The organism is Allobosea lathyri, from assembly GCF_900108245.1.
Taxonomy (GTDB): Bacteria; Pseudomonadota; Alphaproteobacteria; order Rhizobiales; family Beijerinckiaceae; genus Allobosea; species Allobosea lathyri.
In genome coordinates this window covers 242923-254166 of record NZ_FNUY01000007.1, presented here as the reverse complement: position 1 = coordinate 254166, position 11244 = coordinate 242923, and the positions used below count along the sequence as shown (strand labels likewise).

The 11244-nt window shown below is 65.1% G+C and carries 10 protein-coding genes; 4 read left to right on the top strand and 6 right to left on the bottom strand.

Annotation, left to right across the window (positions count from 1 at the left end):
* Positions 1-62 precede the first annotated feature (62 nt).
* Both C4S73_RS17750 and C4S73_RS17745 read left to right on the top strand, forming a co-directional pair.
* On the top strand, positions 63-1034 hold the full coding sequence (locus C4S73_RS17750) for a Bug family tripartite tricarboxylate transporter substrate binding protein (protein ID WP_103873838.1): 972 nt from the start codon (positions 63-65) through the stop codon (positions 1032-1034).
* Positions 1035-1193: 159 nt separating this feature from the next.
* Complete coding sequence (locus C4S73_RS17745; protein WP_103873837.1) at positions 1194-1913, top strand: ribonuclease activity regulator RraA; 720 nt, start codon at positions 1194-1196, stop codon at positions 1911-1913.
* A 392-nt stretch (positions 1914-2305) separates the two neighbouring features.
* On the opposite strand, the gene C4S73_RS17740 is transcribed toward C4S73_RS17745, so the two are convergent.
* The 6 genes from C4S73_RS17740 to C4S73_RS17715 all read right to left on the bottom strand — a co-directional run bounded on the left by C4S73_RS17740 (position 2306) and on the right by C4S73_RS17715 (position 8769).
* On the bottom strand, positions 2306-3085 hold the full coding sequence (locus tag C4S73_RS17740) for an enoyl-CoA hydratase/isomerase family protein (RefSeq protein ID WP_103873836.1): 780 nt from the start codon (positions 3083-3085) through the stop codon (positions 2306-2308).
* A 14-nt stretch (positions 3086-3099) separates the two neighbouring features.
* The gene (locus tag C4S73_RS17735) at positions 3100-4293 is read right to left on the bottom strand and encodes a CaiB/BaiF CoA transferase family protein (RefSeq protein ID WP_103873835.1); all 1194 of its coding nucleotides are present in this window, start codon (positions 4291-4293) and stop codon (positions 3100-3102) included.
* Between the two features lie 227 nt (positions 4294-4520).
* Positions 4521-6032 carry a tripartite tricarboxylate transporter permease gene (locus C4S73_RS17730; protein ID WP_103873834.1) on the bottom strand — a complete coding sequence of 504 codons (1512 nt, stop codon included), beginning with the start codon at positions 6030-6032 and terminating at the stop codon, positions 4521-4523.
* Between the two features lie 32 nt (positions 6033-6064).
* Positions 6065-6553, bottom strand: coding sequence for a tripartite tricarboxylate transporter TctB family protein (locus tag C4S73_RS17725; protein ID WP_103873833.1), 489 nt, complete (start codon positions 6551-6553; stop codon positions 6065-6067).
* Positions 6554-6710: 157 nt separating this feature from the next.
* Positions 6711-7706 carry a Bug family tripartite tricarboxylate transporter substrate binding protein gene (locus tag C4S73_RS17720; RefSeq protein WP_103873832.1) on the bottom strand — a complete coding sequence of 332 codons (996 nt, stop codon included), beginning with the start codon at positions 7704-7706 and terminating at the stop codon, positions 6711-6713.
* Positions 7707-7776: 70 nt separating this feature from the next.
* Positions 7777-8769 (bottom strand): 4-hydroxythreonine-4-phosphate dehydrogenase PdxA, encoded by a 993-nt coding sequence (locus tag C4S73_RS17715; RefSeq protein ID WP_103873961.1) that lies wholly within the window; start codon positions 8767-8769, stop codon positions 7777-7779.
* A gap of 215 nt (positions 8770-8984) precedes the next feature.
* Here C4S73_RS17715 and C4S73_RS17710 point away from each other — a divergent pair, with 215 nt between their 5' ends.
* Positions 8985-10451, top strand: coding sequence for an SAF domain-containing protein (locus C4S73_RS17710; protein WP_146071395.1), 1467 nt, complete (start codon positions 8985-8987; stop codon positions 10449-10451).
* Positions 10448-11113, top strand: a complete 666-nt coding sequence (locus C4S73_RS17705; protein ID WP_103873831.1) for a GntR family transcriptional regulator — start codon at positions 10448-10450, stop codon at positions 11111-11113. The genes C4S73_RS17710 and C4S73_RS17705 overlap by 4 nt, the downstream gene beginning before the upstream one ends.
* Positions 11114-11244: the final 131 nt, after the last annotated feature.

The window sequence follows — 11244 nt, the reverse complement described above, 5'->3', positions numbered from 1 at the left end:
GTCCGCCAACGGACTGCGCCGGCCACAACCGTGCCGGAGGAAACGGATCGGGAGGTAATGAGATGACGATGACCCGCAGGGCGATGATTGCCGCCACCTGCCTGCTGAGCGCGAGCGCCGCATTGGCGCAGGCCGACTATCCCGGCAACAAGGTCGTGACGATCATTGTGCCCTTCGCCGCGGGCGGCACGACCGACCTGCTGGGCCGGGTCCTGGCGGAGCGTCTTGCCGCACGGCTCAATGGCAAGTTCATCGTGGAGAACCGGCCCGGCGCCGGCGGCAATACCGGCGTCGCGGCTGCGGCCCGCTCGACGCCTGACGGCTACACTTTGACCATGGGCACGGTCTCGACCCATGCCATCAACCCGGCCGTCTATGCGAAGATGCCCTTCGACCATATCAAGGATTTCTCGCCGATCTCGCAGGTGGCGAGCGTGCCCAACATCCTGATGGTCAATATCGATCTGCCGGCCAAGACGGTGCCTGAGCTGATCGACCTCCTGAAGAAAAACCCGAACAAATACTCCTTCGGCTCGTCGGGCGCCGGCACCTCGACGCATATGGCCGCGGAGTTGTTCAAGGTCTCGACCGGGACCGACATGGTCCATGTGCCCTATCGTTCGAGCGGGCAGGTGACGCAGGACCTGCTGTCGGGCCAGATCCAGATCACCTTCGACAATATCACCATCGCCTGGCCGCATGTGGAGGCCGGGAAGATCCGCGCGATCGCCACCGCGACGCCGCAGCGGCTGGCCGTCGCCAAGGACCTGCCGGCCCTGTCGGAGTTCATCCCCGGCTATGATGCGGCCTCCTGGCATGGTTTCTTCGCGCCGTCGGGCGTGCCCAAGGAGATCGTCGCCAAGCTCTCGACAGAGACGCAGGCGATCATGCGGGAGCCCGCGGTAATCGAGCAGATGAAGAAGCTCGGCGTCGACCCGGTCGGTTCCAGCTCGGAGCAGTTCACCGCCCATATCGCCTCCGAAACCAAGCGCTGGGCCGATGTGGCGCAGAAGGCGAATGTGCGGATCGAGTGATCGACCGCACGATAATTCCGCCATCGTGGCCTTCTGGCGCGGCTGTCTGCGCTTCCGGTGCTCACGTACTCGAGTACGCTCCGCTCCGGTTCTCGACAGCCACGCCAGTCGACTCACGCTGACGAAATTCTCGAACGGTCTCCAGAGGACTTTAAATTGATGACCACTACGACCCTGACAGCCGAAAACCGCGAGAAGCTGAAGCGCGTTTCCAGCGCCACGCTGACGACCGCCCTGTTCAAGCGCGGCTTCCGCAACGTCTTCATCCAGGATGTCCGGCCGCTGAACCCGGCGGCTCCGCGCATGGTCGGCGAGGCCTTCACGCTGCGCTATATTCCGGCGCGGGAGGATATCGATCATCTCGGCATGTTCGAGGGCACGCAGCATCCGCAGCGCCGGGCCGTCGAGGATTGCCCGGCGGGTCATGTCATGGTGATCGACAGCCGCAAGGATGCGCGCGCGGCTTCGGCTGGCGGCATATTGGTTTCGCGGCTGATGCAGCGCGGCGTGGCGGGCGTGGTCACAGATGGCGGCTTTCGCGACAGCCCCGAGATCGCGGCGATGGCGTTCCCGACCTATCACAACCGCCCGAGCGCTCCGACCAACCTGATCCGCCATCACGCGCTCGACATCAACGCCCCGATCGGCTGCGGCGACGTGCCGGTCTATCCCGGCGACATCATCGTCGGCGATGGCGAAGGGGTCTGCGTCGTCCCGGCCCATCTCGCCAATGAGGTCGCGGCGGAGGCCTATGAGCAGACGGCCTATGAGGATTTCGTCGAGGAGCGGGTCCGCGCGGGGCAGGGCATCTTCGGCCTCTATCCGGCGAATGCCGAGACGAAGGCGGAATTCGCCAAATGGCGGCCGGGCTGGTCTTAAGGCCGGGTCTCAAGGGGGCAGTCGAGTCAGCCCCTCTTCCGCTCTGCGTGAGCGGGTCGTCCAAGCATCGCGCGGCGCACTCTTTTGGGGCGCGGCGCGGGACAAATAGCGATCAATCGATCGTGGGTGCGCGATCTGCCAGTTCAAGAAAAATGGCGGTGCAGGACAGGAAGAATATCCCCACATAGATCAGCATCGTATCCTCCAGGATCGTTCGAGACCTGGATAGGACGCCAACCGCTACACCGCCGTTTCGGTATATGTTCAAATTTTAGATAAGTCCGCCTTTGCGCCCTTTTGCCATTGCAAGGGCGTTATTCGCATGAAGAAATCGAGTGAGCTGGGGCCGCCATTAAACTCAATTTCTTGCATGCAGCGTGGGCCGAGCCAGCCTACTTGCCTTGCCAGTTCGGTGGGCGTTTGCCGAGGAAGGCTTCCATGCCCTCGCGGAAATCGGCGCTCATATAGCACATGACGACGAGATCGCTGGTTTCGGCGTGGCGGCCTTCGAGCGCCAGGCGGCGCAGCGATTCCTTGGTCGCGCGCAGGGTCAGCGGCGCATGGCCTGCGATCGTCGTCGCGAGTTCGGTGGCGCGGGCGATCAAGCCTGCGTGATCGGCGACGAGTTCGTTGTAGAGGCCGACTTGGTGGCCCTCTTCGGCTTCGACCAGCCGGGCGGTGAAGACGATGTCCTTGACGCGGGCGGGGCCGAGCAAGGTCGCAAGCCTGGCGTAGTTGCTCATCGAAAGGCAGTTGCCGAGCGTGCGCGCGACGGGGAAGCCGAAGCGGGCCGAACGGGTCGCAATGCGCATGTCGCAGGCGCAGGCGATGCTGGCGCCACCGCCCGTGACAGCGCCCGAGATCGCCGCGATCGTCGGGATCGGGCAGCTCTCGATCGTGGTCATGACGCGATCGATCCTGGTCTCGTAGGCGAGCGCGTCCTCGGGCGTCCTGAAGTCCCGGAACTGCGAGATGTCGGTGCCTGCCGCGAAGGCCTTTTCGCCGGCCCCCGTCAGGACCAGGACCTTTGGTGCGCCATGGCCCTCGATATCGCCGCAGATCTCGGCGAGGCGCTCATACATCGCGAAGGTCAGCGCGTTGCGGGCCTGCGGCCGGTTCAATGTGACGAAGCCGATGCCGTCACGGATTTCATAGAGAAGCTCGTCGTTCATGCGTGGGAACTCCCTTAGATCGCGCCGAGGCCCTTCAGCCGCGTGATATCGGCCTGATCGTAGCCGAGCTCGGCCAGGATCTCGGCATTGTGCTCGCCGGCCTCGGGCGTCGGCGTCGCCACGCTGGCGGGCGTGCGCGAGAGCGACACGGGCTCAGCCACGACGCGGATGTCGCCGAGTACAGGATGCGTCACGGGCTGCGCAATTCCCAGATGCTGGACCTGCGGATCGTCGAACATCTCGTCGACGGCGTAGATCGGCCCTGCCGGGACGGCGTGCGTCTCGAAGGCGGCGAGCCAGTCGGCGGAGTCGCGCTGGCTCAGGATGCTCTCGATCAGGACGCGCAGTTCGGGGCGCCTGGCGAAGCGCTTTTCCATGTTGTCGTAGACAGGGTTCTCGCCGAGTTCGGGATGGCCGATCGCCTTGCAGAACGAGCGCCAGTGCCCCTCCGCGCCGACGCCGATATTGATATGGCCGTTGCGCGTCGCATAGACGCCCATCGGCGTCGAATAGGGGTGGTCGTTGCCGGCCTGGGGCGGCACCGTGCCCTCGACCAGAAAGCGCGCCGCCTGGAAGTCCATCATCGCGATCTGCGCTTCCAGCAGCGAGGTCTGCACCCATTGGCCCTTGCCGGAGGTTTCGCGCTCGGTGACCGCGACCAGCGCGCCGATCGCGCCATAGAGGCCGGCGGCGGAATCTGCCACCGCGATGCCCGCTCGCACCGGCCCCTGTCCTTGCAAGCCAGTGACCGACATCATCCCGCCCATGCCCTGGGCGATCTGATCGAAGCCGGCCCGCGTCCGGTACGGGCCGCTCTGGCCGAAGCCGGAGACCGACACCAGGATCAGGCGCGGGTTGAGTTTATGCAGCGTCTCGAAATCGAGGCCGAGGCGGTCCTTCACATCGGGGCGGAAATTCTCGATCAGCAGATCGGCGCTCTCGATCAGCCTGAGCAGGATCGCCTTGCCTTCCGGCGTCTTCAGATTGAGCGTCAGGGAGCGCTTGTTACGATGCAGGTTCTGCATGTCGTAGCCGTGGCGCGGCCCGCTCATGTTCTCGTTGGGATCGAGCCCGGGCGGGCTCTCGACCTTGATCACATCGGCGCCAAAATCCGCGAAGACGCGCGCGCAGGTCGGGCCCGCCCTGACGCGGGAGAGATCGAGGACGCGCAGGCGTTCGAGAGCAGAGGACGGCGTCGGGCGGGGCATGTTTCGTCGCAGGCAAGTGAGGGGCGGCGGAACGCAGCTCTATGTCAGGGAAACGGCCACGCGCGGGTATCTTGCATGCAAATTCCTGAAGCGATAGAGGCGTGGCGAATCTACAAGAAAGACTAATTAAATCATTGTTCTAGGCGCCGGCGCAGGTGCTCGGTGCGGGCTTCTGCCGCTGGCAATCTGAAACGGGCCGAGCCTCATCATGAGACTCGGCACTCGTGTCACACCGTGCGTATGGCGCGGCGCCCGCGCAAGCGGCGGACGGCGGTGCCAATGAGCGGCATCAGCAGCAGGATGAGCCCGATCGACATCAGCGTTGCCACCAGCGGGTTCGACCAGAAGATCTTCAACGAGCCTTGGCTGAAGATCATCGACTGGCGGAAGGCATCCTCGGCCTTGTCGCCGATGACCATGGCGAGCACGAGCGGCGCGATCGGGTAGTCGAGCTTCTTGAAGACGTAGCCGACGAGGCCAAAAGCGAGCGCCAGCCAGATGTCGAACTCCTTGCTCGCCGCCGTATAGGCGCCGATGAAGCAGATCACCACGATGATCGGCCCGATGATCGAGAAGGGGATGCGCAGGATCGAGGCGAAGAGCGGCACGGTCGCCAGGACGACGACGACGGCGACGACATTGCCGAGATACATCGAGGCGATCAGGCCCCAGACGAAATCGGGGCGGTCGGTGAACAGAGTTGGGCCGGGATTCAGGCCCCAGATCATCAGCCCGCCCATCATCACGGCGGCCGTCGCCGAGCCCGGAATGCCCAGCGCCAGCATCGGCAGCATGGCGGCGGAGCCCGCGGCATGGTCGGCGGCCTCGGGCGAAATCACGCCTTCCGGCTCGCCCTTGCCGAATTTCTCCGGGTTGCGGGAGGAGCGCTTCGCCATGGCGTAGCTCATGAAGGAGGCAGCCGTCGGGCCACCGGGCGTGATGCCCATCCAGATGCCGATCAGGCTCGAGCGGAGCAGGGCCAGCCAGTAGCGCGGCAGCTTGGCCGCCGTGACCACCACGTCGCGGATGCGCACCTTGGCGGCGACGCCCTCGAACTTCAGCCCCTCTTCCATGGTCAGCAGCAATTCGCCGATGCCGAACAGGCCGATGACCGCGATCAGGAAGCTGACGCCGGCCAGCAGCACGTCGAAATCATAGGTCAGGCGCACATTGCCGGAGACCGAATCCATGCCGATCGAAGCGAGCGTGAAGCCGATGCCCATGGAGACGACGGTCTTCAGCGGCGAGGAGCCGCCGAGCCCGATGAAGCTGGCGAAGGTCATGAAATAGACGGCGAAATACTCGGGCGACGAGAAGCGCAGCGCGAATTTCGCGACCCAGCCCGACAGCAGCGTGATCAGGATGACGCCCGCCAGCGCGCCGAAGCCGGCCGAGAGGAAGGCGAAGGAGAGCGCTTCCGTCGCCCGGCCCTGCTTGGCCATGGGGTGGCCGTCGAAGGTCGTCGCGACCGATGAGGGTTCACCGGGGATGTTGAAGAGGATGGAGGTGGTCGAGCCGCCGAAAAGGGCGCCCCAATAGAGCGAGGTCAGCAGGATGATCGCCGAGACCGGGTCCATGCTGAAGGTCAGGGGCAGCAGGAGCGAGACGCCGTTGGGCGCTCCCAGCCCCGGCAGCACGCCGACGAGGACGCCGAGCAGCACGCCCGCCATCATCAGCAGGATGTGGTGCGTGGTCAGCGCGACCGAGAAGCCGTGCATCAGGTTGGCGACGTTATCCATGGCTTACGGCACCGCTTTCGTTGTCGAGCCGATCACAGGCCGATGAGCGTTTCGAGGGGACCCTTGAGCAGGCCGATCTGGAAGAACTTCTCGAGCGCGAGATAGAAGAACGCTGCTGTGATCAGCGCTGTCGCCAGGGTCTGGAGCCAGCCATAGCCACCCTGAAAGCGCATCGTGAAGACGAGATAGACGATCGTTGCGACATACATGCCGAGCGTGACGCTGAGCACGACGAAGGCGATGAGCGGCAGCAGGAACGAGGCCACGCGCTTGGCGCGCACGCCATCGAGGAAATTATCGTCCAGAGGTACGTTGCCGGCGACTTTGCGGCCGACGGTCAATGCAAGCGTGCCGCAACTCGCCAATGCCACCAGCGCGCCGATGTAGAATGGGAAGGCGCCGGGCTGCGGGCCCGACGAATCCCAGCCGATGCCGAATTCGAGCGCGCCGTTGACGATGACGAGCCCGAAAGCGAGCGTCGCCAGCGCGGTGATGATTTCGGCCCAGAAGCGGGTGATCATGCAGTCGGTCTCCCCATGGTCACGGAAGTGGGGTTGGTCGGCCGGGCCCGCGTGCCGTCTTTGCGAGGAGCAAAGCGACGAAGCAATCCACGAGGGCTCGCGAGCGGCTCTGGATTGCTTCGCTGCGCTCGCAATGACGAGGAGCGCGCTGGTCAGCTTACTTGGCGACCCAGCCTTCGGCCTCGAACACCTTCTTGTTGGCGGCTTCGTCCTTGGCGACGAAATCGTTCAGTTCCTTGCCCTTCATGAAGCGGCCGGTCTGCGCGGTGCGGGTGACGAATTCCTGCCATTCCGGGGTCTTGCTGACCTTTTCCATCAAGTCGGCATAGAAGGCGACGGCGTCGGCGGGGACTTCGGCCGGCAGCCAGACGGTGCGCGGCATCTGGAAGGTCTCGAGCGGCAGGCCGGCTTCCTTGCAGGTCGGGATGTCGCCCCAGCCCTTGCCCTCGAAGACCGCATCGCTCTTGGCGAGGCGGACCGGCGAGAAGACGCAGAGCGGCTTCACCTGTCCGGCCTTCCACTGGCCGATATTCTCGTTGGGGTTGTTGACGTTGGAGTCGATATGGCCGCCGGCGAGCTGCACGGCTGCCGCGCTGCCACCCTGGAACGGCACATAGATCCATTTGGCGCCGGTGGCGTCCTGGATCATGGAGGTCAACGTCTGGTCGGTGTCCTTCGACTGGCTGCCGCCCATCTTGAAGCCCATCGGCTTGGCCTTGACGGCCTCGACATAGGTCTTGGCGTCCGTAAAGGGCGCGCTGCCATTGACCCAGAGCAGGAACTCGTCGAGCGCCAGCGCTGCAACCGGCGTCAGGTCGGAGAATTTGTAGCCGAGCTTGGCGACATAGGGCAGCAGATAGGCGTTGTTGGTGCCGAAGATGACGCGGTTCGGATCGCCCTTGGCGCCCTTCCCATAGACGTAGCCTTCAGCGCCGCTGCCGCCGCCCTTGTTCACGACCACGATCGGCTGGTCCATCAGCTTATGCTTGGCGATGATGGACTGGATGATGCGGGCGAAATTGTCGGTGCCGCCGCCGGCGCCGGAGGTCACGACGAACTCGACCGGCTTGGTCGGCTGCCAGGCCTGCGCGGCGCTGATGCCAGCGAGAGCGAAGGCGCCAGCGAGGGCCGCTGTGATCTTGTAGGACTTCATATGCGTCTCCCTGATGATTTGGGTTGAGAGGCGGCTCTTGAAGTGGCCGCCTTTGGTTAGATCGACGGTTTCAGGCTGCGGCTTTGGCCTTCGCCTTTCCGTCCTGCGCCATCTTGATGGCGAGCGAGAGCGCGGCGCGGGTGGCGCCGAGATTGGCGATGCCCTTGCCGGCGATCTCATAGGCCGTGCCATGGGCGGGCGTGCAGATCGGGAAGGGGAAGCCGCCGATCAGGGTGACGCCGCGATCGAAGCCGATCAGCTTCATCGCGATCTGGCCCTGGTCGTGGTACATGGTCAAAACGGCGTCGAAATCGCCGTTCTTGGCGCGCAGGAACACGGTGTCGGAGGGGAACGGCCCCTCGACGGTGAAGCCCTTGGCCTTGGCTGCCTGAACCGCGGGCTCGATCGTGTCGATCTCGTCACGGCCGAAATTGCCGCCGTCACCGGCATGGGGATTGATGCCGGCCACCGCGATGCGCGGCGGGTTGAAACCGGCGGCGCGCAGATTTGCGTCGGCGAGCGTCAGCGCCCGCAGGATGCGCTCCTGCGTGATGTTGGCGGCGACCTCGGAGAGCGGGATGTGCGAGGTGACGCGCGCATTCCAGAGCTTGTCGAGGACGTTGAATTCGCTTGCAGGCCCCTCGAAACCGATGGCATCGCGGACGAAACGGATCTCGTCGTCATAGCCGGGATAGGCGAAGCGCATCGCCGCCTTGTTGAAGGGCGTGAAGAACACCGCGTCGGCCTGGCCTGAGGCGGCAAATTGCAGGGCGTGGCGGAAATTGTCGGTCGCGGCGGTGCCGCCGGCGAGCGTCGCCTTGCCGCGCTGAAGGTCGGCCGGATCATGATTGGCGAGGTCGACGAAGACCGGCTTGCTGCCGGCTGCGGGCATCGGCTCGCCCTTGCGGATGACGCTGACGTCGGGATCGACATTGCCGTCCTTGGCGCCGAGATCGAGCAGGCGCTTGTCGCCGAACACGACATAGCGCGCGGCCGAGCGCAGGTCGGCTTCGACAAGGATGCGGGCGGTCAATTCAGGCGAGATGCCGGACGGGTCGCCCATGGCGACGGCGATTACCGGAAGCCGGCTGTTTGCATCGCTGTCCAAAGGGGCATCCTCCAAAGAGTGTCTGATTGGCAGTGTCTGATCGGCCTTTGGCTACCACGACCCTCTGCCGCCATCAAGTATGCTGTATGCAGCATAATCGCCTTGTTGTAGGAATGTCGAAAAGGCGCGGCCTGTCCTGCCGGGATGGTCGCCGATGGAGGAGCATGGCCTTGAACTTTCACGCGCATTACGCCGGGATCACCCAGCCGATCGAGACCTGCCTTGTCGGCAGCGGCGGCTTTGGCCGTAGCTTCATCGCACAGGCGCGCCGGGTGAGGCTCGTCAACGCGCGCATCGCGGTGGACGTCACGGCAGAGGCAGCGGGCCGCGCTTTCGCGTCGGCGGGCATCCCGGCCAGCGAGATCGTGTTGTGCGAGACACCGGCCGAGGCGCGCGCAGCCTGGGATGCTGGCCGTCATGTGGCGGCAGGGCGGCTCGAAACCGTGCTCGACCTCCCGTTCTCGATGCTGGTCGAGGCGACGGGCGCGCCTGAGCCGGCGGTGCGGCACAGCCTGCTGGCGATCGAGGCGGGGCGGCATGTCGCTTTGGTCTCGAAGGAGGCCGACAGCGTCGTCGGACCGGGGCTGGCCAGACTTGCGCAGCAGAAGGGCGTCGTCGTCACGCCTGTCGATGGCGACCAGCCGAGCCTGCTGATCGCGCTCGTGACCTGGGCAGAAGTGCTGGGGCTCGAGATCATCGCGGCCGGCAAATCGAGCGAATATGATTTCGTGCTCGACGCCGCGACCGGTGCGGTCAGTTGCAATGGCGTCACCAAGCTGCTGCCGGAACTGCTCGGTCACTGGCTGCCGGGCGAGCGTTCGGTCGTCGCGACCTCGGTCGAGCGGGCGCGGATTCTCGGCCAGGCCTTTCCGCTGCGGGCGGTGCCCGACCTCTGCGAAATGACACTCGTCGCCAACGCCACCGATCTGGTTGCCGACACCGCCGGCTTCCATGCGCCGCCCGCGCGCGTCCCCGAGATCGCAGACCTGTTCGCCGAAGCCTCGCGTGGTGGCCTGATGCAGGGTTCGCGGCGGATCGACGTCTTCCACCATTTGCGCCTGGCGGAAGAGGCGAGCTTCGCTGGCGGGGTCTTTATCGTGGTACGCTGCGAGGACGAGACGACCTGGGCCATGCTTGCCGAGAAGGGCCATGTCGTCAGCCGCAGCGCGGGCACGGCCATGCTGTATCTGCCAAGGCATCTCCTCGGGGTCGAGGCGGCCACGAGCATTCTCGATGCGGCTGGGCTCGGGCGCTCGGGCTATGGCGACGATTATCGTCCGCGCCAGGACCTGATCGCCGTGGCGGAACGCGATCTTGCGGCGGGCACGATTTTAGCGATGGGCGGGCACCATCACAGCATCGATGGCGTCGGCGCGCAGGTGAGGCCTGCCGCCGCGCTGGCGGCCGACAGACCGGCGCCGTTCTATCTCGTCGCCGACCGCGTATTGACGCGCGCCATCAAGGCCGGCGAGCCGATCATGCTGGGCGATGTCGCAATCCCCGAGGATTCGGCGCTGCTGGCCATGCGGCAGCGCCAGGACGCGCTGTTCGTCAGGGAGATGGAGGAGGCGGGTTTGACAGCGTCGGAGCCGCGTGCCGTAAACGATGCCCATAGAGGAGCCATGGCGGCACAATGAGCGATGCGATAGCCGAGTACCCGAGGATCATGCGTCGCACCTTGCATGAGGAGGTGCTCGAGCGCCTGCGCGACATGATCATCGAAGGTCGGCTCGCGCCTGGCCAACGCATCAATGAGGGGCAACTCGGGGCCCAGCTCGGCGTCTCCCGCACACCCTTGCGCGAGGCGATCAAGACCCTGACCAGCGAGGGGCTGGTCGAGATCCTGCCCGCCAAGGGCGCGCTCGTTCGCAAGTTCAGCGACGCCGACCTCACGCAGATCCTCCAGGTCCTGAAGACGCTCGAACAGTTGGGCGGGCGGATGGCCTGCCAACTGGCCAGCGACGAGACGATCGAGGCCATCCACATCCTGCACAAGCGGATGATCGAGCTCTACGAGACCAAGGACCGGCTCGAATATTTCAAGCTGAACCAGGCCATCCACAGTGCCATCGTGGCCGCCTCCGGCAATGCCGTGCTGGTCGAGATGCACGAGACGCTGCAGGCACGAATCAAGCGGCTGCGCTTCATCGGCAATGAGGGGCCGGTGAAATGGGCAGGGGCAGTGGCGGAGCATGAGGAGATGATCATCGCACTCAAGCAGCGTGATGCGGACGCCCTGGCCGATGTCATCGGCCGCCATATGGATTCGACGCGACTGCGCGTGCGGGAAGTCCTGTAGAGACCGTCGCACTCTCCCTGGGGTATTGGTGTTGCCTCGTCTGCGCCGCAAAACTCCTCGCAAGCTCGGGCCGGGCGGGCTAAGGTCTCTCGCAATAGCGAGATGAACGTCACGGGTTGCCGAGGAGTTCC

Bases quoted from the DNA above. Each gene is read 5' to 3' on its own strand.
- C4S73_RS17750 (WP_103873838.1), top strand. From the start codon at position 63: ATGACGATGACCCGCAGGGCGATGATTGCCGCCACCTGCCTGCTGAGC.
- C4S73_RS17745 (WP_103873837.1), top strand. From the start codon at position 1,194: ATGACCACTACGACCCTGACAGCCGAAAACCGCGAGAAGCTGAAGCGC.
- C4S73_RS17740 (WP_103873836.1), bottom strand. From the start codon at position 3,085: ATGAACGACGAGCTTCTCTATGAAATCCGTGACGGCATCGGCTTCGTC.
- C4S73_RS17735 (WP_103873835.1), bottom strand. From the start codon at position 4,293: ATGCCCCGCCCGACGCCGTCCTCTGCTCTCGAACGCCTGCGCGTCCTC.
- C4S73_RS17730 (WP_103873834.1), bottom strand. From the start codon at position 6,032: ATGGATAACGTCGCCAACCTGATGCACGGCTTCTCGGTCGCGCTGACC.
- C4S73_RS17725 (WP_103873833.1), bottom strand. From the start codon at position 6,553: ATGATCACCCGCTTCTGGGCCGAAATCATCACCGCGCTGGCGACGCTC.
- C4S73_RS17720 (WP_103873832.1), bottom strand. From the start codon at position 7,706: ATGAAGTCCTACAAGATCACAGCGGCCCTCGCTGGCGCCTTCGCTCTC.
- C4S73_RS17715 (WP_103873961.1), bottom strand. From the start codon at position 8,769: ATGGGCGACCCGTCCGGCATCTCGCCTGAATTGACCGCCCGCATCCTT.
- C4S73_RS17705 (WP_103873831.1), top strand. From the start codon at position 10,448: ATGAGCGATGCGATAGCCGAGTACCCGAGGATCATGCGTCGCACCTTG.